Genomic DNA, 24,244 nt, shown 5'->3' with positions numbered 1-24,244 from the left:
TGGGTTCGATATGTCCACCAAAGCCCTCATCGACCGCCTCCTCGACAGCGAAGAGCCGGCTGAGAGCGTCATCACCGCCCTGCACGAGCTGCTCGACGACGCCACGGCGGAGGACGCCGATCCCGTCCCCATCGCGGAAGCCTCGGCGCTGACCGGGCTGAGTGCCGCCACGCTCCGCTACTACGAGGCCGAGAGGCTCGTGTGCCCCGCACGAGCCGGCGCGGGATATCGCGCTTACCGACCGGCCGACCTGCGACGTCTCGTGTTTCTCACCCGCATGCGACTGTCCGGGATGGGGATGAGGGAGCTCAAGCGCTACATCCGTCTCGTCGACGACGGCGAACACACCGTTGCCGAACGCCGGCAGATCATGATCGAGCAGCGAGACCGCATCCGCACCCGCATGCGCGAACTGCACCTCGCGCTGGCCGCAACGGAGTACAAGATCGCGTCGTACGGTGGGGCGCCCGCGCCCGAGATGCCGAAGGCGATCTCGTAGTCCGTTTGACGTGAGGCAGCGAGCATCAAGACGCGCGACGCGGGGAAAGAGGCGCCGATGTCGACCTCACCGACTTGTGCTGATGGTCGAGTCACCCGCCTGCCAGAGGAAGACGTCACACGGGTATACAGCAGAAGACCGCCCCGAAGGGCGGTCTTCTGTCTTCCCACAGTGCGACAGTGGCGTGGGCTCATGTCTGTCACCGACCATCTTTCGGGCGGTGTTTCTCATAAGCCACACATGGTGGAGCTGGGGGGAATCGAACCCCCGTCCAACGCTGGGTCTCCGCGTTTTCTCCGGGCGCAGTCTGTGCAGACGTTCTGCTCGGCTCCGACCTTTGTCACAGACACCTAAGTCGACGAGCCCAGCCTGGGAAAAGTCCCGCGTGACGTCCAGGCGCCGTCACGCAGCAAGACCCCTAAATGACGCCAGGATCCGTGGCGGGGTCACACACGGTCTGACGGACTATCGGGCTCGCTTACGCAGCGAGGGCGAAGTCAGTGCGCTTAGCATCGGCACTTATTGTTTTGCAGGGAGCGTTTACGAGATAACCCCACATCCTCGGCCCGCTTCTCGCGGGTTCGCAGGCGCTGTCGAAACCGATCAGCCCCGGGAACTCCGTCAGGAGCGGCCACTGTCACACTGTTGAGTTTCCAAAGCCGGATGCCGAAACACCCGAGCTTCTCAGGGTACAACGGATTTCGTACCGCTGCCATTCCGCCCACTCGGCCCCACTCGGTCGGGGGCGGTCCGGCACGGTCTGGCACTTCGGGCCGCGGCTGTCACCGTGACCGTGAGGTCGTCCGTTTTCCGTGCGTACCGCCCCGCGGAGCTTGGGCCGACACGCCGCCGCGGCGACACCCCACAGCGCGTGTCGCCGCCGAACTCCGCACAACGGCCCGCCCTCGCACCCCCACGCCAGCAGGCCCGCCGAGCCTGTCCGTGAGTACCCCTGACCGGCTCTGTACCGTCGGGCGCAAGTCGAGGACGACACGCCGCCAACCACACCACCCCAACGGCATGTCGCCGCCGAACTCCGCACAACGGCACACCCCGGACACCCGCCGAACCGCCGCCGCACGGCATCCGTCTGACATAGGCTCCCCGCATGAGCGACGTCGTCATCACCGTCCGGGGCGAGAGCAACGCCCGCGTCCGCGCCGAAGAAGCAGCCGTGCGTGTCACCGTGTCGACCGACGGCCCGACGCGCGGACCCGTGGTCGAGCGAGCGCAGGAGCGCGCGTCGAGCGTGCAAGACGGCCTGGTCGCCCACCTGCGTTCGGGCGAGGTGTCGGAGTGGTCGAGCGCGCGGGTCTCGGTGTGGTCCGACCGGCCGTGGACCAGCGACGGCGCACAACTGCCCCTCGTCCATCACGCGGCCGTCGAGGTGTCGGCGACCTTCACCGATGCCGGGGCGCTGTCGTGGTGGCTCGGCGACGTCGCCGAATCAGACGACGTGCAGGTGACCGCGGTGGAGTGGCGGCTCTCGCCCACCACTCGCACCCGTGTCGAGCGCGAGGTGGCCGCGGATGCCGTGCACGTCGCCGTCCAACGGGCGAGCGCCTACGCGGACGCGCTGGGCTTGGCATCAGTAGTGCCCGTCGAGGTCGCGGATGCCGGACTTCTCGGCGCTCGACCGGAGCCCGCCGTACCGCTCGGGGCGCGCACGATGGCCGCCGCGGGAGCCGGCGGACCGACGTTCAGCCTGCAGCCGCCCGAGATCGTCGTGACATCGGTGGTGGAGGGACGCTTCCGCGCGGAGTGACCCCGGGGCTACTCGCCCAGCCGGTTCTTCGTGCGCATCGCGCGCTCGGCCTCGCGCTTGTCTTCGCGCTCGCGGATGGTCTGGCGCTTCTCGAACTCGCGCTTGCCCTTGGCGACCGCGATCTCGACCTTGGCTCGACCGTCGAGGAAGTACAGCCGAAGCGGGACGAGCGTGTATCCGCCGGCGGCCACCGCGTGCGAGAGCTTGACGATCTCTTCCTTGTGCAGGAGGAGCTTGCGCGTGCGCTTGGCCGAGTGGTTCGTCCAGTGCCCCTGCGAGTACTCGGGGATGTGCACCGCGTCGAGGAACGCCTGTCCCCCGTCGATGTACGCGTAGCCGTCGGTGAGGTTCGCACGCCCCTGGCGCAGCGATTTGACCTCGGTGCCGGTCAGCACGAGACCGGCCTCGTAGGTCTTCTCGATGGCGTAGTCGTGACGCGCCTTCTTGTTCGACGCGATGAGCTTCTCACCCTGCTCACGAGGCATGGTGCCACCTCCTCATGATCATGGGCACACAGAGCCCTTCAGCCTACCGGATGCCGAGACTCCCCGGCATCCGTCCTACGCGCGCAGCCAGCGGCGAATGGCAAAGCTGGCGCTCAGCGCGGCGAGGATGACACCGATCACGACGATCGACGGGATGACGGCAGCGAGGTCGGTCACGCCGACCCAGGAGGTGATGAAGGAGACACGGTCTTTCAGGTACCGATTGACGCCGACCGCGACGATCGCCCAGACCGCCACGCTCGCCAATGCCGACCCGATGAGCGCAGCGAGCACACCCTCGACGATGAACGGTGTCTGGATGAAGCGGTTGGATGCGCCGACGAGGCGCATGATGCCGAGCTCGCGCCGGCGCGCGAAAGCGGAGAGACGAATGGTCGTCGCGATCAACAGCACGGCAGCGATCAGCATGAGACCGGCGATGCCGACAGCGACGTAGGTCGCCACCGTGAGCGCCTGGAACAGCGGCTCGAGATACTGCATCTGGTCTTTGACCTCTTCGACACCGGTCTGACCGCTGAACGCCTCGGAGATGACGTCGGATTGACTCTGGTCGACGAGGTTGATGTTGAAGGTCGCGTTGAACTGGTCGGCGGTGACGACGCCGAGGAGGTCGTCCGAGAGGAGCCCCTTGGCGTTCTCGAACACCTCCTCGTTCGTCTGGAACGTGTAGTCGCGAATGAGCGGTGCCAGCGCGGGACCGTCGAGGGTCGCCTTCACGGCGTCGATCTGGTCTTGCGTGGCGGACTGGCCGGGCGTGCACGTGTCGACGTCGGAGACCGCGGCGCACATGAACACCGCGACCTGGGCACGGTCGGCCCAGTACGACTGCATCTTGCCGATCTGCATCTGCATGAGCATCGCCGCGCCGACGAACGTCAGCGACACGAAGGTGACGAGGATGACCGAGATCACCATCGAGGCGTTACGCCGCAGGCCCGTGAAGGCCTCCGACAGGATGAGTCCGAACCTCATGACGTGGGTCCCACTTCGTCGTCGTGGTGTTTCTTCTCACCCAGACCGAGCTTGTCGGCCAGGCCGAGGGCGTCGACGTCGGGCGTGCCCACCGGGATCGAACGCGTGGTCGTTCCCGGCTCGCGCGGCGCATCCGCCGGCGGGGTGGTGATCGCCGGCGTCGCGGCGTCGCCGGGTGCCGCAGCGGGCGAGGCAGGAGCCTCCTCGGGGCCGCGCAGCGGCTCGACGGGGCCGGTGATGTTGGTCACTTCGCGCTGCACTTCGAGCACCGCGGTGAGGGCGGCGACCGCAGCCGCACCCTTCTCGACCTCGGGGGCCAGGCGCGGCAGGCTCGAGGTGTCGCCGTAGCCGCCGTGGCGCTCATCGCGCACCATCTGGCCATCGCGCAGTTCGATCACGCGGCGCTGCATCTGGTCGACGAAGCCGGCCTCGTGCGTGGCCATGACCACCGTGGTTCCTCCGGCGTTGATGCGCGCGAGCAGCCGCATGATGTCGATCGAGGTACCCGGGTCGAGGTTTCCGGTGGGCTCGTCGGCGAGCAGAACCTGCGGGCGGTTGACCAGCGCACGGGCGATGGCGACGCGCTGCTGCTCACCACCGGAGAGCTCGTGCGGAAGACGCTTCTCTTTGCCGTCGAGGCCGACCAGCGCCAGCACTTCGGGAACAGCCTGCTGGATGAAGCCGCGGGATGCGCCCGTGACCTGCAGCGTGAAGGCGACGTTCTGGTGGACGGTCTTGTTCGGCAACAGGCGGAAGTCCTGGAACACCGAGCCGATGTGCCGACGGAAGTAGGGAACCTTGCGGTTCGACAGCGTGCGCAGGTCGCGACCGAGCACGACGACCCGCCCCTCGGTGGGCGTCTCGGCCCGCAGGATGAGCTGGAGGCACGACGACTTGCCCGAGCCCGAGGCTCCGACGAGGAAGACGAACTCCCCGCGCTGCACCTCGAAGTCGACGCCACTGAGTGCGGGCTTCAGGGTGCCGCGATACCGCTTGGTGACATTCTCGAACCGGATCATGGCTCGATGAGCCTAAGCGTGGGCGCGGGGCAGGCCGTCAGGACGCGCCGTGTCGCGAAACGGAGAAAACCCTATGGATGCCGGGGTTCTCGGCATCCATAGGGCTTCGTGCCGTCGCGGGTGACGGGTCAGTCGTCGTCTTTGCGCTTGCGCCAGCGGATACCGGCGGCGATCAGGCCGTCGAGGTCGCCGTCGAAGACGACGGCGGGGTTTCCGACCTCGTAGCCGGTGCGGAGGTCTTTCACGAGCTGCTGACCGTAGAGGAAGTAGGAGCGCATCTGGTCGCCCCAGCTCGCGGTGATGGTGCCGGCGAGCTCCTTCTTCTTGGCCGCTTCCTCTTCGCGCTTGAGCAGCAGCAGGCGGGTCTGCAGCACGCGCATGGCGGCGGCGCGGTTCTGGATCTGCGACTTCTCGTTCTGCATCGACACGACCAGGCCCGTGGGAAGGTGAGTGATGCGCACCGCCGAGTCGGTCGTGTTGACCGACTGACCGCCGGGGCCCGACGACCGGAAGACGTCGACGCGGATGTCACCCTCGGGGACCTCGACCTCGACGGCTTCTTCCATGACCGGGATGACCTCGACCGCGGCGAAGCTCGTCTGGCGCTTGTCGGCGCCGCCGAACGGGCTGATGCGGGCGAGACGGTGGGTCCCTGCCTCGACCGAGAGCGTGCCGTAGGCATAGGGCACGTCGATCTCGAAGGTGGCGGACTTGATGCCGGCGCCCTCGGCGTAGGAGGTGTCCATGACCTTCACGGGGTACTTGTGCCGCTCGGCCCAGCGCAGGTACATGCGCAGCAGCATCTCGGCGAAGTCGGTGGCGTCGTCGCCGCCGGCGCCCGAGCGGATCGTGACGACCGCCGAACGGGCGTCGTACTCGCCGTCGAGGAGCGTCTGCACCTCGAGCTGACCGATCACGTCTTTCAGGGCCGCGAGCTCGCGGCGGGCTTCGTCGGCGGAGTCTTCGTCGTCCATCTCGATGGCGAGCTCGACGAGCACCTCGAGATCGTCGAGGCGCTGCTCGATCTCGGTGATGCGCTTGAGCTCGGCCTGGCGGTGACTGAGCCGGCTGGTCACCTTCTGCGCGTTCTCGACGTCGTCCCAGAGGTCGGGAGCCCCAGCCTCTTCGCTGAGGCGTTCGATGTCGGCGGTGAGTGCGTCGACGTCGACCACGGCCTGGATATCGGCGAAGGTCGAGCGCAGCGCCTGGATGTCGGCGGTCAAATCGAGTTCGAGCATTTGGAATCAGCCTATCGTGGAGACGGTGACAGCCGACTCTCCCCGGAACGTGCTGGTGCGCTTCGCCCCGATGATCTACGGCCCCACGCTGTTGTTCTCGCTGGGTGAGGGTGCCGTCATCCCCCTCATCCCCGTCATCGCCAACCGCCTCGGCGCCGACGTCGCCCTCGCCGCGTTGGTGGCCGCAGCGCTGGTCGTCGGCCAATTGTGCGGCAACATTCCCGCAGGGTGGGCGGTCGCCCGATTCGGTGAACGCCTCACGATGGGGGTCGCCGGAATCATCGTGCTCGCGGGGCTCACGGGGATCGTCTTCGCGGGATCATTGCTCTTGTTCACCGCGGCGGTGTTCCTCATCGGATTCTGTGCGGCGTCGTTCGCACTCGCGCGGCATTCCTTCATGACCACGCGGGTCCCCCTGCATTTCCGCGCCCGCTCGCTCTCGTTGCTGGGCGGCACCTTCCGACTGGGGATGTTCGTCGGCCCGTTCATCTCGGCCGCCCTGCTGACGATCTTCGGCGACGAGACGGCATCCATCGTCTTCTTCGCCGTGTGCCAGGTGGCGACGATCCTGCTGGTGTTCCTGGGGCCCGATCCCGAGAAGGCCGTCCCCGTGGGCACGGGCTCCGCACCCGCGCGGGGCGAGCCGGACGCCCGCGACGCCGAGGACACCGGCGAAGCCGTCACCGGCGCGATCCCCGCGGCGGAGCGCGCGGGGGTCTTCCGGACGATGTGGCGTTTTCGTGGCGTGCTCGCGCGGCTGGGCCTCGCCGCGGCCTCACTGTCGGCCGTGCGCTCGGCCCGCCAGGTGGTGCTGCCGCTGTGGGGTGTGTCGCTCGGACTGGATGCCGGCACCATCGCCGTCGTCGTCGGCGTGTCGGGCGCGATCGACTTCGCGCTGTTCTACGCCAGCGGCCAGGTGATGGACCGCTTCGGGCGCCTGTGGGCGGCGCTGCCCGCCATGGTGCTCATGGGCTCGGGGTTCTTCGCCCTCGCCCTCACGCACGATCTCGTCTCGGCGCCCATGTGGTACTCGCTGTTCGCGGCCGTTCTGGGCGTCGGCAACGGTCTGTCGAGCGGGATCCTGCTCACCCTGGGCGCCGATGTCGCTCCGCCGACCGATCCGGCCGCCTTCCTCGGGTCGTGGCGCACGTTGACCGACGGCGGCGGCGCTGTCGCCCCGCTGATCGTGTCGGCGCTCACGGCGGTGTCCTCACTGTCGGTGGGCGTTGCCGCGATGGGGGTCATCGCGGTGGTGGGGGCGGTCGGATTCGTCCGGTGGGTACCGCGATACGTGCCGAGAAAAGCGGCATAGGGCGCGGAATTCAACCGGAGGAGTCTCGCGAGAATGCGGGAATCCGAACCATTCCGTGTTTCTGGACGGTAAAAATTACGGCTGCCTCTGGCCATTTGATGAGTTTGCCCTGAGAATCGGTCTCGCGATCGTCTTCTCACGACGACGCGTCATTCCCCCCTGGATGATGCGGGCGCAGCCGCCCGCGGAGAGGTGCCTTCACCGTGCCCCGAAACACCCCCCGTTCCCCTTTCTCGCGCGCTCGACGCGCGTCGGCCGTCGTCGCGACGACCGCGCTCGTCGGCGGCGCCTTGATGATCGCCCCGGCGGCCATCGCGGCGCCGATCCCCGGCGACGCGCCCGACGACCTCGGCTTGACGGGCGCCGATGTCATGACCCATCTGACGGAACTGGCGGCGATCACCGAGTCGTACGCCGACGAAGGCTTCCGCACCTGGAACGGACCCGGATACGAAGCCGCGGCCTCGTACGCCGAGCAGGTGCTGGAGGGCACCGGCGCATTCACCGTCTCGCGGCAGACGTTCGAGGTGCCGTACTCGGAGTTCGGTGAGGCATCGCTCACCGTCGACGGCACGATCTACACCGGTTCGCACTTCGACAACAGCGAGGGCACCGACGCCCCCTACACCGGGGCACTCGCCGTGCCCGTCGACGCCGATGGGGCCCACCTCGGCTGCGAGCCGACCGACTTCGCGGCCGTCCCGGCCGGCGCCATCGTGCTCGTACAGCGCGGGGTGTGCACCTTCGAGGCCAAGATCGACAACGCCTCGGCAGCCGGGGCGGGCGCGGTGTTCGTGTACAACAACGAGCGCCCGGCGGAAGAAGGGACCGGCCCCGACGACCAGCTCACCAACGTCGCCTCCGGTCCGCGCAACGAAGACGACTCCCCCGCGGCGACCCTGCCGCAGTCCAGCGGTGACACGCTGGCCGCCCTCGTCGCCGCCGCCCCCGCGGACGCGCCGGTCGAGGGCACCGCGGTGATCGAGAAGCAGTTCCTCGTCGGTCAGACCTTCAATGTCATCGCCGACAGCATCGCGGGCGACCCCGACGACACCGTCGTCATCGGCGCGCACCTCGACGGTGTCGCCGAAGGACCGGGCGTGAACGACAACGCCTCGGGCTCGGCGGCGGTCCTGGCCCTGGCCGAGAAGATCGCGGCATCCGAGAACCCCAACGACAAGCGCATCCGCCTCGCCCTGTGGGGCGCCGAAGAGATCGGTCTGCTCGGCTCGACCGCCTACGTCGACGACCTCGTGCAGAACGACCCCGACGAACTCGCCCGCATCTCGTCGTACCTCAACTACGACATGATCGGCTCCGAGAACTTCACCGTCGGCGTCTACGACGCCGACCGGTCGACGTTCCCGGCCGAGGGCGTGGAGATCCCCGAGGGCTCGGTCGAGATCGAGAAGATCTACACCGACTACTTCGACGCGATCGACCAGCCGTGGATCGACACCGAGTACTCGGGACGCAGCGACTACCAGGCGTTCATCGACAACGGCATCCCCGCCGGTGGACTGTTCTCGGGCGGCGACGACGTCAAGACCGAGGAGCAGGCCGCGCTGTTCGGCGGCACCGCCGGGGTCTTCATGGACCGCAACTACCACACGATCGACGACACTCTCGCGAACGTGAACCGCGACTCGATCGACATCTTCTCGCCCGCGATCGGCCACGCCGCGTTCGCGCTGGCCTGGGAGGCCGCCGTCGAGCCCTCACCGGAGCCCACCCCCGAGCCCACGCCCGGCGAGCCGTCGCCCGAGCCCACCACGGAGCCGACTCCCGCCCCCACGGCCGAGCCGACGGGATCGCCCACGGCGGCACCGACACCCGCCCCGACCGTGACGACCGGTCCGGGTGCGCAGGCGCCGTCGGGCACCCTGCCTCGCACCGGTTCCGACGTCGAGGGATCGCCGCTGCCCGCGATCGGCGTGGGCATGCTGGCCCTCGGCGTGATCGCGGCGGCCGCAACGGCGTTCGCTCGCCGTCGCCCACAGGAGTGAGCACTCGGGGTGGGGCGGCGTGAGCCCGCCCCACCGGCGAACCGTCGCCGGGGTCGCGCCTTCGTGCGCGGCCCCGGCGTCGTCGTGAGGCGCTACATCGGGCGCGATTTGCCCACCGCCTCCTTCGCGACGCACGATGATGCCCACGGCACGCAGCGAACGGGAGGACCCGATGAAAGACGTCGATCGCGGTGCGCTCGCCCTGTCGGCGGCGCTGGCCGCCACCGCCGGGTTCGTCGACGCGATCGGGTTCCTCGACACCGGCGGACTCTTCGTGTCGTTCATGAGCGGCAACTCCACCCAGGGCGCGGTCGACCTGCTGAGCAGCACCCCGTCGATCGCCGCCGTCTCCATCGGTCTGATCAGTGCCTTCGTCGTCGGCGTCGCCCTCGGCGGGATCGTCAGCGTGCGGGCACGGCGACCCCGGGGTTGGGTCGTCGCGGGCTCCGGCGCCGCGGTCGCCGTGAGCGCGGTGCTCGCCACGGCCGGCCCCGCCACGCTGTGGCGGGCGGGGATCCTCGCGGCCGCGATGGGCGCACTGAACACGCTGTTCCTCGCCGACGGACGCGCGCGCGTCGCCATCACCTACTCGACCGGCACCCTCGTGAGCCTCGGGCTCGCCCTCGCATCGCTGGTCACCGGCGGTTCCCGAACCGCCTGGCAGCGTCCGCTGCTGCTGTGGTCGTCGCTGGTGGGCGGCGCCGTGATCGGTGGCTTCGCCCACCGTCTGGGCAGCCCGACGGCGCTCGGCATCGCCGCGCTCGCGCTGGCGGGCGCCACGATCGCGACGCTCACCCGCGATAGCGCGCTCGGCGGCTGACCGGCGACGACGGCCCGGGGACGCGCCCGGCTCATGCCCGCGCGACTCGCCGCCGACTCAGCCCTCGTCGGCCACCCGGATCAGCACCTTGCCGGTCGCGCCCTCGGCGACCGCGTCGTGCGCCGCGGCCGTCTCGGCGAGCGAGAACCACGTCAGCGGAAGCCCCGCGGCCTCCCCGACGGGCAGCGCTGCGTCGGCGACCGCGGCCGACACGTCTTCGGCGGCGGCCCTCAGCGCAGTCTCGCCCACGGTGTACAGCAGCAGACCCTGCCAGCGCACGTTCTTGGCGAAGCTCGCCCGCACCGCGGCCGTGAACGCATCGCCGCCGTTGTCGGCGTAGTACGCGATGCTGCCGTGATTGGCGACCACCTCGACGTCGAGGGCCGCGTTGTCGGCGATCGCGACCTCGACGATGTGTTCGATGCCGTCAGGGGCGATCTCACGGATGCCATCGGCGAGCGCGGCGCTCGGGTACTGCAGCACGTGGTGGGCGCCGGCCGCGCGGGCGAGCGCTTCTTTCTCGTCGCTGCTGACGGTGGCGATGACGGTGGGCACCGGCCCACGTGGCGAGCTGGATGGCGGCGTGGCCGACGGCGCCGGCGCCGCCCTGCACGAGCACCGTGCGTCCGGCGAGCGCGCCGGGTGCCAGGCGCGACGGACCGTCTTCGTGCACGGTGAGCGCGCGGTGGGCCGTCATGGCGGGAACGCCCAGGCTCGCGCCGAGCGCGAACGACGCGTCATCGGCGAGCGGTACCGCGCGTTCGGCGGGGACGACGGCGTACTCGGCGGCCGTCCCGGTCGGACGCTCGTGTTGCGCGAGGTAGACCCAGACCCGCTCTCCGGGTGAGACCGACGAGACGCCCGGGCCGACGGCATCCACGATCCCCGCGCCGTCCTGGTTGGGTGTGACCTCGTCGAACGCGAACGGACGGCCGCCCTGGCGGGCCTTCCAGTCGGTCGGGTTGACCCCCGACACGACGATGCGCACCCGCACTTCGCCGGGTCCCGGCTCGGGACGGGGGCGCTCGACGAGCGCGAGGACGGAGGAATCGCCGGTTCGGGAGTACGTGATCGCCTGCATGGGAGGAACAAGGGCCGCGGGCGTGCGGGCATTCCCTCGGCGTGTCGTGGGCGCGTTCGCCACACTGGTGCGGTGAGTGCTCTCGTGATCGCCGACGGCGTCGTCTTCCGCGGCGGATCGCGCACGGCCGGTGCGGCCGTCGGCATCCGTGACGGGCGCATCGCCTGCGTCGGTACCCTCGCCGAGGCCCGCGAAGCCGCGGGGAGCGGTGCGTACGAGCTCGACGCCGCCGGCGGCCTCGTCACGCCCGGCTTCGTCGACGCCCACGTGCACCTGGGCGTCGGCGCTATGGATGCGCTGCGGTGCGACCTCTCGGGGGCCGTGTCGCTCGCCGAGATCGACGCGCGGGTGCGAGCCTTCGCCGCCGCCAGTGCAGCGCCCTGGATCGTCGGCGGAGGGTGGGATCCGACGCTGTTCCCCGCGAGCGGGCCGTCGGCCGTGCACCTCGACGCTCTCGTGCCCGACCGGCCGGCCCTGCTCCTGGATGCCGATCACCACGGCGCCTGGGCCAACTCGGCCGCGCTACGAGCCGCGGGGATCGACCGCGACAGCCCCGACCCGGCGGACGGACGCATCGAACGCGACCCGGACGGTGTGCCGAGCGGCGCGCTGCGCGAGGGGGCGATGCAGCTCGTCGCCCGGCTGCTGCCGCCGCCCGCCACCGATGATGTCGCCCGCGGCATCCTGCGCCGGTCTCGGGAACTGCTGGCGGCGGGGATCACCGGGTGGCAAGAGGCGGCGCTCGGCGCCTACGGCGGATTCCCCGACTTCACCGACGCCTACCTGCGCGTGCTCGCCGACGGATCGCTGCGCGGACGGGCGACGGGCGCGATCTGGGTGCCCCGCGATCTGACGGTCGAGGGCGTCGACGCGTTCGTCGCTCACGCCGTGGAGCGCGCACGGGCGAACGCGACCGCGGGCTTTCCCAGCGCGACCGCGAAACTGCTGCTCGACGGCATCGTCGAGACCCGCACCGCGCACCTGCTCGAGCCCTACGGCGGCGAAGACTCCCGCGGGCTGTCGTACTTCCCGCCCGCACTCGTGCAGCGCCTGCTGCCCGCCCTGAACGCCGCCGGTCTCGCGGTGCACGTGCACGCGATCGGCGATGCGGCCGTGCGCGACGCCCTCGACGGCTTCGCGGCGGTGCCCGACGAGATGCGTGAGCGCGTGCGCAATCACATCGCGCACATCCAGCTCATCCACCCCGACGACGTTCCGCGTTTCGCCGCGCTGGGCGTCGCCGCGAACGCCCAACCGTTCTGGGCGAGCCCCACCGCGCTCTTTCGGCAGAGCACCCTCCCCGCCATCGGCGACGGGCGCCGCGACGAACTCTACGTCTTCGGTTCGCTGCACCGGGCGGGGGCGGCGATGGCGATGGGCTCCGACTGGCCGGTGTCGACGTTCGACCCGTGGGACGGCATCCATGTCGCCGTCACTCGTCGCCCGCCGGGTGAAGCGGATGCCGAACCGCTCGGGGCGCACGAGAGCCTCGACCTCGCGACGGCGATCGACGCGTACACCCGCGGGTCGGCCGAGCTGCTGGGCATCGCGAGCGGCGCGCTGCGTCTCGGCGCGGCGGCCGACCTCGCGATCGCCGACCGCGACCCCTTCACCGCGTCGACTGACGGCATCCACGAGACGACCAACGCGGCGACCGTCGTCGCGGGCGACATCGTGTACGGGTGACGCGCCCTCCGCCGCACGGCTGGTTCACACGGTGCGATGCTCGCGCCCGCTTAGAATGAACGCACTCGCGGGAGTGGTGAAATCGGCAGACACGCAGGATTTAGGTTCCTGTGCCTTCGGGCGTGGGGGTTCAAGTCCCCCCTTCCGCACGACATCCGCTGTCTCCAGCACTGACTCTCCGACCCGACGGGACCGATGTGATCCACACCACCAGCGCGCTGCTCCCGTGGCTCGACCCCGCGACGATCATCACCAACTCGCAGCCGTGGGCGCTGCTCGTGGTGTGCTTCATCATCTTCGCCGAGACGGGTCTGCTCATCGGCTTCCTGCTGCCGGGCGACACGCTGCTGATCATGGCGGGCCTGCTGTCGCACTCCACGCCCGCCGCACCGAACGGCGTCTTCGGCATCAACGCGTGGTGGGTGGCCCTCGCGATCGGCGTGGCAGCGTTCATCGGCGGTGAGGTGGGCTACCTCATCGGCCACAAGGCCGGTCCCTCGATCTTCGAGCGCAAGGATTCCGGCCTCTTCAGCCGCAAGAACGTCGAGCGCACCAACGCCTTCTTCGAGCGCTTCGGCGGGCTGACGGTGATCCTCGCGCGTTTCGTCCCGGTCGTGCGCACCTTCGCTCCCATCGCCGCGGGTGTGGGTCACATGCCGTGGCGCAAGTACACGCTCTACAACCTCATCGGCGCGATCGTGTGGGGCATCGGTCTGACGATGCTGGGGTACGCGGTGGGCTACATTCCCTTCATCCGCGACATCGTGACCGAGTACATCGACGTGATCCTGCTGGCCGCCGTCGCCGGCACCGCGCTGTTCATCGCTGTGCACTACTTCCGAGAGCGCGCCGCCGCCAAGCGCGAGGGCGCCGTGACCCCCGCCGAGGCCGAGGCACTCGCCCTCGACTCGAAGACGCTCGAAGACGGCGATCAGCCGACGCGCTAAGACGCCTTCGACGCCTTCTTCTTCGCGGGTGCCTTCTTCGCCGGCTCGTCCTTCTGCTGACGCGCCGCGCGGCTGCGCTCGACGCTCGCGCGCAACGCCTCCATCAGGTCGATGACCTCGCCGCCGTCGTCCTCCTCCTGTGTGCCGAACGTGGCTTCGGTGTCGATCGCGTCGCCCTGCTCGAGCTTGGCGTCGATGAGGGTGCGCAGTTCTTCCTGGTACTCGTCGGTGAACTCCCCGGGATCGAAGTCCTTCGAGAAGCTGTCGACGAGCGACGCCGACATCTCCAGTTCTTTCGCCGAGATCCGCACGCTCTCATCGAGCGCCGGGAATGCCGCCTCGCGCACCTCGTCGGCCCACAGCAGCGTCTGCAGCACGAGCACGTCGCCGCGCACCCGCAGGGCGGCGAGCCGTGTCTTCTGCCGCAGCGAGAAGCGGACGATCGCGGTGCGGTCGGTCTGCTCGAGCGTCTTGCGCAGCAGCACGTAAGCCTTGGGTGACGACGAGTCGGGCTCGAGGTAGTACGCCTTGTCGAGGGTGAGCAGGTCGACCTGGTCGCTCGGCACGAACTCGACGACCTCGATCTCTCGGCTGCGCTCGCTCGGCAGCGAGGCGAGGTCGTCTTTGGTGAGCACGACCGTCTGCTCGCCGTCGTCGTAGGCGCGGTCGATGTCGCTGTAGGGCACGACCTCGCCGTCGATCTCGCAAATGCGCTGATAGCGGATGCGCCCGCCGTCTTTGTTGTGCACCTGATGCAGGGACACGTCGTGGTCCTCGGTCGCCGAGTACACCTTGACGGGCACGTTGACGAGGCCGAACGTCAAGGCGCCCTTCCAGATCGATCGCATGAGCCCAGTGAACACCGTCGCCGGGGCGGATGCCGAGCCCCTTGCGCCGGGGCAGGCGGCGCGTCCCGCGCTCCGGAACACGATCCCCGCCGCCGCACTCCGGCCGCCGCCGGGCCGCGAAGGCGCCCCTCTGATCCGGAGCCCGGCACACCTCACCCGCAACCCCCTCGGCATCCCCGACCGTCCCCGCCCTACGCTGGGGCGATGGCGGAGCAGACGGTGCGCATCGACGGGCGCCGTCTGCGACTGTCGAACCTCGACAAGATGCTGTACCCCGAGACGGGCACCACCAAGGGCGAGGTCATCGACTACTACTCGCGCATCGCCCCGCGTCTGCTGCCCCACGTGCGGGACCGCCCCGTCACCCGCAAGAGGTGGCCCGACGGCGTCGGGACGGCGGAGGATGCCACGGAACCGTTCTTCGCCAAAGCCCTCGAGCCGGGCGCCCCGGCGTGGGTGAGACGGTTCCCGATCGACCACTCCTCCGGCGCCAAGGACTACCCGCTCGTCGACGACCTCCCCACCCTCGTCTACCTGGCCCAGGTCGCGAGCCTCGAGCTGCACGTGCCGCAGTGGCGGTTCTCCTCCACGGGTGAGCGGCAGAACCCCGACCGACTCGTGCTCGACCTCGACCCCGGCCCGGGCGTCGGTCTGGCCGAATGCGCCGAGGTCGCGAGGTGGGCCCGGGCCATCCTGCGAGACATCGGCCTCGATCCGCTACCCGTCACGAGCGGGAGCAAGGGCATCCACCTCTACGCCCACCTCGACGGTCGTCAGTCCAGCGATGACGCCAGCGCGGTGGCGAAAGAACTCGCCCGCGCGATCGAGGCCGACCACCCCGACCTGGTCGTCAGCCAGATGTCGAAAGCCGCACGCCCCGGCAAGGTGTTCATCGACTGGAGCCAGAACAACGGCTCCAAAACGACGATCGCCCCGTATTCGCTGCGAGGCCGGGCGCAGCCGACCGTGGCCGCACCCCGGACGTGGGACGAGCTCGACGACCCCGGGCTGCGCCACCTGCTGTTCACGGAGGTGCTCGAACGCGAGGGCGATCCCCTGGCGCCGGTCGAGCGCGACACGGGCCCCCTCCGTGCCTACATCTCCAAGCGCACCGCGGGCCGGACGCCCGAGCCCGTACCCGACGCCCCGCACGGCGAGCCCGCGCCCGAGGGGCTGCCCCGCTTCGTCATCCAGGAGCACCACGCGACGCGCCTGCACTGGGACCTGCGGCTCGAGCACGACGGGGTCCTGGTCAGCTGGGCCGTGCCGAAGGGCGTGCCGCCGACGACCGCGAAGAACAGCCTCGCCGTGATGACCGAGGACCATCCGATGCAGTACCTCGACTTCGCCGGCGAGATCCCCCGCGGCGAATACGGCGCCGGCATCATGACCGTCTGGGACACCGGCACGTACGAGCTGGAGAAGTGGCGCGACGACGAGGTGATCGCCACCCTCGAGGGCCGCGCGGACGGGCCGCTCGGGCGCGTCCGGCTGGCTCTCATCCGCACGGAGGGCCGCGGCGAGAAGTCGCAGTGGCTCCTGCACCGGATGAAGACGGATGCCGAGGGCCGCCCGCAGGGCGAGGGACAGCCGGTGGTCCCGCTCGACCACGGCGGGCACGCCGCGGTATCCGCACCGGAGACCGCCGCGCCCGCAGAAGAACCGGGATCACTCGCGACCCCCAAGCCTCCGCACCGCTCCCCCGCCGACCTCCGCCCGATGCTCGCGACCTCCGCGACCCCGGGCCTCGCCCGTGCTGCCGCCGAGCGGTGGGGTCGGGCGTGGGTGGAGATGAAGTGGGACGGCATCCGGGGTCTCGGCATCTGGGATGGCGAGCGGCTCCGGCTGCGTTCACGCAACGGCAACGACCTCACCGCGACCTACCCCGAACTGACGACGGCCGACCTGGGCCTCGGCCCGGAGCCCGCGGTCGTCGACGGCGAGATCGTCGCTCTCGATGCGCAGGGGCGGCCGAGCTTCCCGCTCCTGCAGAAGCGCATGAACCTCGCCCAGCCGCGCGAGATCGACCGCGAGGCCCGGCGCACCCCCGTCCACCTCTACCTGTTCGACGTCCTGACCGTGGGCGATCGCGACGTGGCCGCGCTGCCGCTGGCCGAGCGGCGCGGCATCCTGGAATCTCTGGCGCGGGATGCCGCTGCGCCCGTCGTCGTTCCGCCGGTCTTCGACGACGTGGATGCCGCCGTCGCCACGAGCGGGGGGTTCGGGCTCGAGGGGGTCGTCGTCAAAGACCCGTCGTCGAGCTATCGCCGCGGCGAACGGTCGGAGCTGTGGCTGAAGGTGAAGCACTCGCGCACGCAAGAGGTCGTGATCGGCGGCATCCGCCCGGGTAAGGGAAACCGTTCGGGCACCATCGGATCACTGCTGGTCGGCGTGCCCGGCCCCGAGGGGTTGCAGTACGCCGGCCGCGTCGGTTCGGGTTTCGGCGAGCAGATGCTGGCGCGGCTCAGCGAGCTGCTCGGCCCCCTCGGCAGCGCGGAGAACCCGTTCGTGGGGGTTCCTGCGGCCGATACACGCGACGCCATCTGGGTGCGGCCCGAACTCGTCGCCGAGGTCGAGTTCGCGGAGTTCACCCCCGGCGGCATCCTGCGTCAGGCGCGCTGGCGAGGTCTCCGACCCGACAAGAACGCGACCGACGTGGTGCGGGAGGACTCGCTCTCAGGTCGAGGGTGAGACGCCGTCGCGAGAGCGCCTCTCAGCGGCACAGCCAGTCGCGGACGGCGGTGACGACCGCCGCCGGTCGGACGACGGGTGCGAGGTGGCCGACCTCGTCGAGGACGATGACCTCCGCGTGGCCGGGGAACGCCGCCTGCAGCTCATAGGCCTGCCCGAGCGGAAGCCACGGGTCGTCGCGGCCCCACCCGATGCGCACGGCGCATCGGGTCGCGTGCAGCGCGTCCGCGATCGCGCGGGTGTCCGATGAGGCGACGCCGGCGATCTGCCGGTAGAACGACGCCTGGCCGCGGGCATCCAGCCAGGGGCTCGCGAGCATGTCGACGAGTCCCGCCCTCTCGCGTGGCGGGAGAGCACCGGAGATGTACTCCTTGACCAGGGCGGCGTGCAGATTCGCGGGCAGCCGGGCGAAGACCTCCGCGTGCTCGGCCACGAGGGCGAAGAAGGGCGAGCCCCACGGTTCGAGGGTCACGATGTCCCACAGGAACAGATCCGTGAAATCGGTGCCGTGCAGGAGATGCGCCATGAGGGCCACAGCGCCGCCGATGTCGTGCGCCACCACGTGCGGACGCCGCAGCCCCCAGAGCTTCAGCAGGGCGACCAGTCGCTCCGCCTGCGCACGCAGATCGGTCGCCACGGCATCCCGGTCGGACTCTCCGTATCCCGGCATGTCCCACAGGAACACGCGGTAGTCCCTCCCGAGCTCGCGCGCCACGTGCGCCCAGACACGACGAGACCACGGCGTGCCGTGACAGAACACGACCTCGCCCCGCACTGCCCCGACGGGCTCGAGAACCCACGTGGCGATCGAGGTCTCACCGATCATCACGAAACGCGGGTCGGGCAGGGCCGGGTCGTATGTCACCATGGCTCGACGGTAAAACTTCAGGTCGACCTGAGGTCAAGACGAAAGGGGCGATCGTGAAGATCGGCGAGGCCTCCCGACGTGTCGGCGTTCCTGCGCATGTCCTTCGGCACTGGCACGACAGTGGTGTCGTCGTTCCGAACCGGACCGCGTCGGGGCACCGGGTGTACACCGACGAGCACGTGCGACGATTCCGCGTCGTTCAGGCGTGCCAGGAAGTCGGCATGAGCCTGGAGGAGATCCGGCACGTGCTGCACCGCGACGAAGCGGGCCGCGCCGAGATCATCGAACGACGGCTCGCTTGGATCCGCGCTCAGCGCGATCTGCTCGCGCAGGCCGAGGCGTTCCTCCAGCACGTCGTGGACTGCACGCACGACATGCTCACCCGGTGCCCGTCGTGCTCCCGCTACCCCGACACGTCCTCCCTCTCGCTCTCCCCCGACGCAACGGCCGGATGCATCGTCGCTCGGTCGCGGTGGCCGCACTCGCCCGGACCCCTCGACAGGCTCAGGAACCACCCTCGGCACAGGTGGCTGAGCCGGTCGAAGACCCCAGCGCCCGCCCGGACCCCTCGACACACTCAGCAACCACCCTCAGCGCAGGTGGCTGAGCCCGTCAAAGCCACCGGCACCCGCCCGGACCCCTCGACGCGCTCAGGAACCACTCGCAGCACAGGGGGCTGAGCCCGTCAAAGCCACCGGCACCCGGCCGGACCCTTCAACACGCTCAACAACCACTCTCAGCGCAGGTGGCTGAGCCCGTCGAAGCCAGCCGGTGCCGACGAGGCCTACGCGTGCCGCGAGTCGTGCTCGACGTGCCCCGCGGGCTCGAGCTGGAAGGTGGAGTGCTCGACGTCGAAGTGATCGCTCAGGCACCCCTGCAGTGACGACAGGATGCCGGCGGCCCGGCCATCCGCGAACGCTCCGTCGTCGACGATCACGTGCGCGCTGAACACCGGCGCTTCGCGCGTGAGCTGCCAGACGTGCACGTCATGGACGTCGACGACCCCGTCCGCCCCGCGAAGGTGCTCGCGGATCTCGGCGACCTGCACGTCGACCGGCGCCGATTCGGTCAGGACGACGACGACCTCGCGCAGCAGACCGATCGCCCGCGGAACGATGAGTGCCGCGATGAGCAGCGAGGCGATGGCATCCGCCTGCGCGAACCCGGTCGTGAGGATGACGATCGCCGCGACGATCACGGCGATCGAGCCGACGAGATCGCCGAGCACCTCGAGATACGCGCCGCGGACGTTGAGGCTGCGCTTCTGCGCGCGACCGAGCAGCCACATCGAGACTGCGTTGGCGATCATGCCGACGGTGGCGACGACGAGCATGAGCCCGCCCTGCACCTCGGCTTCTGCGGGTGCCAGCAGGCGCTGTACGGCCTCGATCCCGACCCACACGCACAGCGCGATGAGGATCACGCCGTTCGCCAGCGCCCCCAGCACCTCGGCGCGCTGGTAGCCGAAGGTGCGGCGATCATCGGCCGGGCGCGAGGCGATGGCCGTCGCGATGAGGGCCACGACGAGCGCCGCCGCGTCGGTGAACATGTGCGCCGCGTCGGCCAGCAGCGCGAGCGAGCCCGACAGGATCGCACCCACGACCTGCACGAGCATGACGGTGGCGGTCAGCACGAGCGCGGTCGCGAGCAGGCGCCTGTTGCTGGCATCCCGGATGCCGCCGGCGGGCGCGTGATCGTGCATAGGGTCAGGCTAGGCGGCGCACAGGCATGCACGCGCGGATTCGCGGTAGTCGGGAATGAGAGCGGTTTTCATTCGTGTCCGGGCCCTCACCCGGCGAACTCCGGCGATTTCCGCCCCGCGTACGGCGCGGAGACCCGCCGCCGTGTCAGAGCCTCGCGAGCAGCGGAACGAGCTGCGTGAACGCCCGCGCGCGGTGCGACTGCGCGTTCTTCTCCTCGGCCGCCCACTCCCCGACCGTGCGCTCCTCGCCCGGCGCCTGCCCGTCCGGGATGAAGATCGGGTCGTAGCCGAACCCGCCCGGACCCGCGGGTGCGGTCGCGAGGCGACCCGGCCAGCGCCCCTCCACGGTGTCTTCCCGCCCGTCGGGCCGCACGAGCGCGATCACCGACACGAACTGCGCCGTGCGGTGCGGGTCGGCCACGTCGGACAGTTGGTCGAGCAGGAGTTCGAGGTTGGCCGCGGAGTCCTTCTTGTGCCCGGCCCAGTAGGCCGAGAACACCCCGGGCGACCCGCCCAGCACGTCGACCGCGATCCCCGAGTCGTCCGCGAGGGCAGGAAGCCCCGTGTGCGCCGCGGCGGCGCGCGCCTTGATGAGGGCGTTCGCGGCGAACGTCACGCCGTCTTCGACCGGCTCCGGACCGTCGTATCCGACGACCTCGAGGTCGGGACGTACGGCCGCGACGATCGCCTGGAACTCCTCGACCTTGTGCGCGTTGTGCGTGGCCAGGACGACGCGTGCCATCTCAGCCCTCGAGAGCGGCGGTCTGGATGCCGCGCAGCTCGGCGCACCCGTTCACGCCGAGCTCGAGCAGACGGTCGAGCTCGGCCTTGTCGAACGGCGCCCCCTCGGCGGTGCCCTGCACCTCGACGAAGAGCCCCCGGCCGGTGACGACGACGTTCATGTCGGTCTCGGCGCGAACATCTTCGACGTATGCGAGGTCGAGCATCGGCTCGCCGTCGATGATCCCGACCGAGACCGCGGCGACCGAGTCGCGCAGCACCTCGGCGCGCTGGCCGATGAACTTCTTCTCGCGGCCCCAGGCGATGGCATCCGCCAAGGCCACATACGCACCCGTGATGGCCGCCGTGCGCGTGCCGCCGTCGGCCTGCAGCACGTCGCAGTCGATGACGATGGTGTTCTCGCCCAGCGCCTTGGTGTCGACGACGGCGCGGAGGGCGCGGCCGATCAGGCGGGAGATCTCGTGCGTGCGGCCGCCGACCTTGCCCTTGATGCTCTCGCGGTCGTTACGGCTGTTCGTCGCGCGCGGGAGCATCGCGTACTCGGCGGTGACCCATCCCTTGCCCTTGCCGGTCAGCCAACGCGGCACGCCGTTGGTGAACGACGCGGTGCACAGCACCTTCGTGCCGCCGAAGGTGATGAGCGCAGAGCCCTCGGCGTGCGCCGACCAACCCCGCTCGATGGTCACGGGGCGGAGCTGGTCGTTGGTACGGCCGTCTTTACGGGTCATGTGTCCTCCTCGGACGAATGGATGCCGCGCCTCAGCGCGGAAGGTCGATGGCGCCGGTCTGCACGAGCTGCACCTCGCGCACCTCGCGCCCCATGAGGCGATGGGCCAGGCGCAGGAAATCGTCGGCCGACGACCCGGTGGCTTCGTAGCGATGGGTGGGCACGGCATCCGGGCTCGCGAGCAGATCGCGCGAGACGAGCTGCCGGTAGACGTCTTTCGCGGTCTCGCTGTCACTGGAGACCAGGCTCACGTCGGGGCCCATGACGTAGCTGATCGCGCCCTCGAGGAACGGGTAGTGCGTGCAGCCGAGCACGAGGGTGTCGACACCGGCGTGCCGGAGCGGGGCGAGGTACTGCTCGGCGGTGGCGAGCACCTCGGGCGAGTCGGTGACGCCGGCTTCGACGAACTCGACGAAGCGCGGGCACGCCTCGGCGAACACGGTGAGACGCTCGTTGACCTCGAGCATGTCTTGATAAGCGCGCGAACCGATGGTGCCGGCCGTGCCGATGACGCCGATGCGGCCGTTGCGGGTGGTCGACATCGCGGTGCGGACGGCCGGGCCGATGACCTCCACGACGGGTACGTCGTAGCGTTCGCGGGCGTCGCGCAGCATCGCCGCCGAAGCGGTGTTGCAGGCGATGACGAGCATCTTCACGCCCTGCTCGACGAGGGTGTCGAGCACCTCGAGGGCGTACTTGCGGACGTCGGCGATGGGCTTGGGGCCGTAGGGCGAGCGGGCCGTGTCGCCGATGTAGAGGATCGACTCGCGCGGCAGCTGTGCCGACACGGCCCGGGCGACGGTCAGGCCGCCGACTCCCGAGTCGAAGATCCCGATCGGCGCGTCATCCATAGGGATTCAGCCTACCCGCCGAGGTGGACGGGCCGTCGGCGGCGGCGCGCTCCGGCCGTGGCGGAAACGGTCGATCCCGCCTCAGCCTCTGCGAGTCTCGGCCGCTCGCGCGGGAAAGCTCAGGAGTTTCGGTCGGCGGCCGAGCGACCGCGCGCCGCGGGCGCTCATCGCCGATCCCCCGGAGCGCGCCACCGGACGCCGTGTCAAGCAGGTGCAGCGGAGGTCGGCATACACCGACCCCCGCAATAGGCTGACGCCATGACGCGCAGTACGGCCCTGCACACCGACCGTTACGAACTGACGATGCTCGACGCCGCACTGCGCGACGGCACCGCCTCGCGACGTTGCGTGTTCGAGGTGTTCGGTCGGCGCCTGTCGGGCGGGCGCCGCTTCGGGGTCGTCGCGGGCACCGGACGGCTGCTGGAGGCGATCCGCGACTTCCGTTTCGGCGACGACGAGTTGCGGTTCCTGCGCGACAACCGCGTCGTGGATGCCGCGACCCTCGACTTCCTCTCGGAGTACCGCTTCTCGGGCACCGTGACCGGGTATCGCGAGGGTGAGGTGTACTTCCCCGGTTCGCCCTTGCTGACCATCGAGGGGACCTTCGCCGAAGCGGTCCTGCTCGAGACCTTGGCCCTCAGCATCTTGAACTACGACTCCGCGGTCGCCACCGCCGCCGCACGCATGAGCGTCGCCGCCGGCGATCGACCACTGGCCGAGATGGGCTCGCGCCGGGCGAGCGAAGGGGCAGCCGTCGCCGCCGCACGTGCCGCCTACATTGCCGGGTTCTCGTCGACGAGCAATCTCGAGGCCGGCCGCCGATGGGGCGTGCCCACGATGGGCACGGCCGCGCACGCCTGGACGCTGCTACACGACAGCGAGGAGGAAGCCTTCCGGTCGCAGATCGACGCGCTCGGCACCGAGACCACGCTGCTCGTCGACACCTACGACATCGCCGAGGGCGTGCGCACCGCGATCCGGGTCGCCGGAACCCGGCTGGGCGGTGTGCGCATCGACTCGGGCGACCTGCCGATCGTGGCGGGCGAGGTGCGTGCCCTTCTCGACGAACTCGGCGCGCACGACACGCGCATCACCGTCACGAGCGATCTCGACGAGTACGCACTGGCCGCGCTGGCGGCCTCGCCCGTCGACGCGTACGGGGTGGGAACATCGGTCGCGACCGGATCCGGGGTTCCCACGGCCGGCCTCGTGTTCAAGCTCGTGGCGCGCGAAGCGACCGACGGGTCGTGGGTGGCCGTGGCCAAGGCCTCGGCGCAGAAGGCATCGCACGGCGGACGCAAGGCGGCGTTCCGCACCCTCGACGCCGGAACCGCGACCGCGGAGCTGATCGTCGTGAGCGACGGCTTCGAGGAGCTGTCGACGGCGTCACAGCACCCCGACGCCCGGCCGCTGCAGGTGCCGCTCATGGAGCGCGGAGAAGCGGATGCCACGGCCCTCGGCAGCGGCGGGGTCGCCGCCGCACGGGCACATCATGCCCGTGTACGCGAAGAACTTCCGGTTCGGGCTCTGGCCCTGAGCAAGGCCGACCCGGCTCTTTCGACGGAGTATCGCGAGGCCGACTGACACCTCATGGCCTGGCGTGTGCCTCGCGCGAGCGCGGGAAAGGCCTCACCGCGCGGTCGGGGCGGGATGCCCCGGATTCGAGGTCAGCTGACGAGGGATTCGTAGATCTCTTTGCACTGCGGGCACACGGGGAACTTCTCGGGATCGCGCCCGGGGGTCCACTTCTTTCCGCAGAGAGCCCGCACCGGCTTTCCGGTGATGGCCGACTCGAGGATCTTGTCTTTCTTGACGTAGTGCGAGAAACGCTCGTGATCACCGGGCTCGATGTTCTCTTCGCGGATGAGCTCTTCGAGCTCGCGATCCAGGGTCGCGAGACCCCCGCTGTCGGGACTGTCGAGAGGCGTGCTCATGGTGTGCCAGTGTAGCCGCGCCGCGCGCCAC

21 protein-coding genes, 1 tRNA gene, 1 other RNA gene and 1 pseudogene are annotated in these 24,244 nt (G+C 70.0%); 11 read left to right on the top strand and 13 right to left on the bottom strand.

The window, feature by feature from the left end; all coding sequences use genetic code 11:
• Nucleotides 1–10: 10 nt before the first annotated feature.
• Nucleotides 11–499, top strand: a complete 489-nt coding sequence (locus QE412_RS02130) for a MerR family transcriptional regulator (protein ID WP_307479569.1) — start codon at nt 11–13, stop codon at nt 497–499.
• 241 nt (nt 500–740) lie between these two features.
• Here the strand turns inward: QE412_RS02130 and ssrA are convergent.
• Nucleotides 741–1,110, bottom strand: a transfer-messenger RNA (tmRNA) gene (ssrA, locus tag QE412_RS02125).
• 497 nt (nt 1,111–1,607) lie between these two features.
• On the opposite strand from ssrA, the gene QE412_RS02120 reads away from it, so the two are divergent.
• Nucleotides 1,608–2,264 (top strand): SIMPL domain-containing protein, encoded by a 657-nt coding sequence (locus QE412_RS02120; RefSeq protein ID WP_307479567.1) that lies wholly within the window; start codon nt 1,608–1,610, stop codon nt 2,262–2,264.
• Between the two features lie 8 nt (nt 2,265–2,272).
• Here the strand turns inward: QE412_RS02120 and smpB are convergent, their stop codons facing one another.
• The 4 genes from smpB to prfB form a co-directional block, all read right to left on the bottom strand.
• The gene (gene smpB / locus QE412_RS02115) at nt 2,273–2,749 is read right to left on the bottom strand and encodes an SsrA-binding protein SmpB (protein ID WP_076676126.1); all 477 of its coding nucleotides are present in this window, start codon (nt 2,747–2,749) and stop codon (nt 2,273–2,275) included.
• A gap of 75 nt (nt 2,750–2,824) precedes the next feature.
• Nucleotides 2,825–3,742 carry a permease-like cell division protein FtsX gene (gene ftsX, locus QE412_RS02110; RefSeq protein ID WP_307479561.1) on the bottom strand — a complete coding sequence of 306 codons (918 nt, stop codon included), beginning with the start codon at nt 3,740–3,742 and terminating at the stop codon, nt 2,825–2,827.
• Nucleotides 3,739–4,761 carry a cell division ATP-binding protein FtsE gene (gene ftsE / locus QE412_RS02105; RefSeq protein WP_307479558.1) on the bottom strand — a complete coding sequence of 341 codons (1,023 nt, stop codon included), beginning with the start codon at nt 4,759–4,761 and terminating at the stop codon, nt 3,739–3,741. The genes ftsX and ftsE overlap by 4 nt, the downstream gene beginning before the upstream one ends.
• Nucleotides 4,762–4,889: 128 nt before the next feature.
• On the bottom strand, nt 4,890–5,999 hold the full coding sequence (gene prfB, locus QE412_RS02100) for a peptide chain release factor 2 (RefSeq protein ID WP_307479556.1): 1,110 nt from the start codon (nt 5,997–5,999) through the stop codon (nt 4,890–4,892).
• Between the two features lie 70 nt (nt 6,000–6,069).
• Here prfB and QE412_RS02095 point away from each other — a divergent pair, with 70 nt between their 5' ends.
• From QE412_RS02095 to QE412_RS02085, 3 genes are all read left to right on the top strand, one after another.
• Nucleotides 6,070–7,311 carry an MFS transporter gene (locus QE412_RS02095; RefSeq protein WP_307486978.1) on the top strand — a complete coding sequence of 414 codons (1,242 nt, stop codon included), beginning with the start codon at nt 6,070–6,072 and terminating at the stop codon, nt 7,309–7,311.
• A 203-nt stretch (nt 7,312–7,514) separates the two neighbouring features.
• On the top strand, nt 7,515–9,317 hold the full coding sequence (locus QE412_RS02090; RefSeq protein WP_307479554.1) for a M20/M25/M40 family metallo-hydrolase: 1,803 nt from the start codon (nt 7,515–7,517) through the stop codon (nt 9,315–9,317).
• Nucleotides 9,318–9,489: 172 nt separating this feature from the next.
• A complete protein-coding gene (locus QE412_RS02085) occupies nt 9,490–10,137 on the top strand; it encodes a YoaK family protein (RefSeq protein ID WP_307479552.1) in 648 nt (215 codons plus the stop codon).
• 57 nt (nt 10,138–10,194) lie between these two features.
• On the opposite strand, the pseudogene QE412_RS02080 reads toward QE412_RS02085, so the two are convergent.
• Nucleotides 10,195–11,218 (bottom strand): annotated as a pseudogene (locus QE412_RS02080) (NADPH:quinone reductase).
• A 72-nt stretch (nt 11,219–11,290) separates the two neighbouring features.
• Here QE412_RS02080 and QE412_RS02075 point away from each other — a divergent pair.
• The 3 genes from QE412_RS02075 to QE412_RS02065 all read left to right on the top strand — a co-directional run bounded on the left by QE412_RS02075 (nt 11,291) and on the right by QE412_RS02065 (nt 13,851).
• A complete protein-coding gene (locus QE412_RS02075) occupies nt 11,291–12,904 on the top strand; it encodes an amidohydrolase (RefSeq protein ID WP_307479549.1) in 1,614 nt (537 codons plus the stop codon).
• Between the two features lie 67 nt (nt 12,905–12,971).
• Nucleotides 12,972–13,053 (top strand) — tRNA-Leu (locus QE412_RS02070).
• 48 nt (nt 13,054–13,101) lie between these two features.
• Entirely contained in the window at nt 13,102–13,851 is a 750-nt protein-coding gene (locus tag QE412_RS02065; protein ID WP_307479546.1) for a DedA family protein, read from the top strand.
• Here QE412_RS02065 and ku read toward each other — a convergent pair.
• A complete protein-coding gene (ku, locus tag QE412_RS02060; protein ID WP_307479543.1) occupies nt 13,848–14,699 on the bottom strand; it encodes a non-homologous end joining protein Ku in 852 nt (283 codons plus the stop codon). The two genes, QE412_RS02065 and ku, sit on opposite strands and share 4 nt — an antisense overlap.
• Nucleotides 14,700–14,903: 204 nt before the next feature.
• Between ku and QE412_RS02055 the strand changes: the two genes are divergently transcribed.
• Nucleotides 14,904–17,390: an ATP-dependent DNA ligase gene (locus tag QE412_RS02055; protein WP_307479541.1), complete on the top strand. Its 2,487-nt coding sequence runs from the start codon at nt 14,904–14,906 to the stop codon at nt 17,388–17,390.
• Nucleotides 17,391–17,412: 22 nt separating this feature from the next.
• On the opposite strand, the gene QE412_RS02050 is transcribed toward QE412_RS02055, so the two are convergent.
• Nucleotides 17,413–18,258: an alpha/beta fold hydrolase gene (locus QE412_RS02050; protein WP_307479538.1), complete on the bottom strand. Its 846-nt coding sequence runs from the start codon at nt 18,256–18,258 to the stop codon at nt 17,413–17,415.
• Here QE412_RS02050 and QE412_RS17660 point away from each other — a divergent pair.
• Nucleotides 18,249–18,938, top strand: coding sequence for a helix-turn-helix domain-containing protein (locus tag QE412_RS17660; protein ID WP_373426521.1), 690 nt, complete (start codon nt 18,249–18,251; stop codon nt 18,936–18,938). The two genes, QE412_RS02050 and QE412_RS17660, sit on opposite strands and share 10 nt — an antisense overlap.
• Nucleotides 18,939–19,042: 104 nt before the next feature.
• Here QE412_RS17660 and QE412_RS02040 read toward each other — a convergent pair whose 3' ends face one another.
• The 4 genes from QE412_RS02040 to murI all read right to left on the bottom strand — a co-directional run bounded on the left by QE412_RS02040 (nt 19,043) and on the right by murI (nt 22,279).
• A complete protein-coding gene (locus tag QE412_RS02040) occupies nt 19,043–19,960 on the bottom strand; it encodes a cation diffusion facilitator family transporter (protein ID WP_307479532.1) in 918 nt (305 codons plus the stop codon).
• Nucleotides 19,961–20,105: 145 nt separating this feature from the next.
• Nucleotides 20,106–20,702 carry an RdgB/HAM1 family non-canonical purine NTP pyrophosphatase gene (gene rdgB, locus QE412_RS02035; RefSeq protein ID WP_307479529.1) on the bottom strand — a complete coding sequence of 199 codons (597 nt, stop codon included), beginning with the start codon at nt 20,700–20,702 and terminating at the stop codon, nt 20,106–20,108.
• A gap of 1 nt (nt 20,703) precedes the next feature.
• Nucleotides 20,704–21,429 carry a ribonuclease PH gene (rph, locus tag QE412_RS02030; protein WP_307479526.1) on the bottom strand — a complete coding sequence of 242 codons (726 nt, stop codon included), beginning with the start codon at nt 21,427–21,429 and terminating at the stop codon, nt 20,704–20,706.
• Between the two features lie 31 nt (nt 21,430–21,460).
• A complete protein-coding gene (gene murI, locus QE412_RS02025) occupies nt 21,461–22,279 on the bottom strand; it encodes a glutamate racemase (RefSeq protein ID WP_307479523.1) in 819 nt (272 codons plus the stop codon).
• Nucleotides 22,280–22,537: 258 nt separating this feature from the next.
• Here murI and QE412_RS02020 point away from each other — a divergent pair, with 258 nt between their 5' ends.
• Nucleotides 22,538–23,863 (top strand): nicotinate phosphoribosyltransferase, encoded by a 1,326-nt coding sequence (locus tag QE412_RS02020; protein ID WP_307479520.1) that lies wholly within the window; start codon nt 22,538–22,540, stop codon nt 23,861–23,863.
• An 83-nt stretch (nt 23,864–23,946) separates the two neighbouring features.
• Here QE412_RS02020 and QE412_RS02015 read toward each other — a convergent pair whose 3' ends face one another.
• Complete coding sequence (locus QE412_RS02015; RefSeq protein ID WP_058231349.1) at nt 23,947–24,213, bottom strand: DUF3039 domain-containing protein; 267 nt, start codon at nt 24,211–24,213, stop codon at nt 23,947–23,949.
• Nucleotides 24,214–24,244: the final 31 nt, after the last annotated feature.

The organism is Microbacterium trichothecenolyticum, from assembly GCF_030818955.1.
In the GTDB taxonomy this organism is placed as follows: Bacteria; Actinomycetota; Actinomycetes; order Actinomycetales; family Microbacteriaceae; genus Microbacterium; species Microbacterium trichothecenolyticum_B.
The sequence above is the reverse complement of the archived record's forward strand: the minus strand, read 5'-3'. Positions and strand labels throughout refer to the sequence as shown.

Coding starts and splice junctions, on each gene's coding strand:
- QE412_RS02130 (WP_307479569.1), top strand. CDS start 11: ATGTCCACCAAAGCCCTCATCGACCGCCTCCTCGACAGCGAAGAGCCG.
- QE412_RS02120 (WP_307479567.1), top strand. CDS start 1,608: ATGAGCGACGTCGTCATCACCGTCCGGGGCGAGAGCAACGCCCGCGTC.
- smpB (WP_076676126.1), bottom strand. CDS start 2,749: ATGCCTCGTGAGCAGGGTGAGAAGCTCATCGCGTCGAACAAGAAGGCG.
- ftsX (WP_307479561.1), bottom strand. CDS start 3,742: ATGAGGTTCGGACTCATCCTGTCGGAGGCCTTCACGGGCCTGCGGCGT.
- ftsE (WP_307479558.1), bottom strand. CDS start 4,761: ATGATCCGGTTCGAGAATGTCACCAAGCGGTATCGCGGCACCCTGAAG.
- prfB (WP_307479556.1), bottom strand. CDS start 5,999: ATGCTCGAACTCGATTTGACCGCCGACATCCAGGCGCTGCGCTCGACC.
- QE412_RS02095 (WP_307486978.1), top strand. CDS start 6,070: ATGATCTACGGCCCCACGCTGTTGTTCTCGCTGGGTGAGGGTGCCGTC.
- QE412_RS02085 (WP_307479552.1), top strand. CDS start 9,490: ATGAAAGACGTCGATCGCGGTGCGCTCGCCCTGTCGGCGGCGCTGGCC.
- ku (WP_307479543.1), bottom strand. CDS start 14,699: ATGCGATCGATCTGGAAGGGCGCCTTGACGTTCGGCCTCGTCAACGTG.
- QE412_RS02055 (WP_307479541.1), top strand. CDS start 14,904: ATGGCGGAGCAGACGGTGCGCATCGACGGGCGCCGTCTGCGACTGTCG.
- QE412_RS17660 (WP_373426521.1), top strand. CDS start 18,249: ATGTCACCATGGCTCGACGGTAAAACTTCAGGTCGACCTGAGGTCAAG.
- QE412_RS02050 (WP_307479538.1), bottom strand. CDS start 18,258: ATGGTGACATACGACCCGGCCCTGCCCGACCCGCGTTTCGTGATGATC.
- QE412_RS02040 (WP_307479532.1), bottom strand. CDS start 19,960: ATGCACGATCACGCGCCCGCCGGCGGCATCCGGGATGCCAGCAACAGG.
- rdgB (WP_307479529.1), bottom strand. CDS start 20,702: ATGGCACGCGTCGTCCTGGCCACGCACAACGCGCACAAGGTCGAGGAG.
- rph (WP_307479526.1), bottom strand. CDS start 21,429: ATGACCCGTAAAGACGGCCGTACCAACGACCAGCTCCGCCCCGTGACC.
- murI (WP_307479523.1), bottom strand. CDS start 22,279: ATGGATGACGCGCCGATCGGGATCTTCGACTCGGGAGTCGGCGGCCTG.
- QE412_RS02020 (WP_307479520.1), top strand. CDS start 22,538: ATGACGCGCAGTACGGCCCTGCACACCGACCGTTACGAACTGACGATG.
- QE412_RS02015 (WP_058231349.1), bottom strand. CDS start 24,213: ATGAGCACGCCTCTCGACAGTCCCGACAGCGGGGGTCTCGCGACCCTG.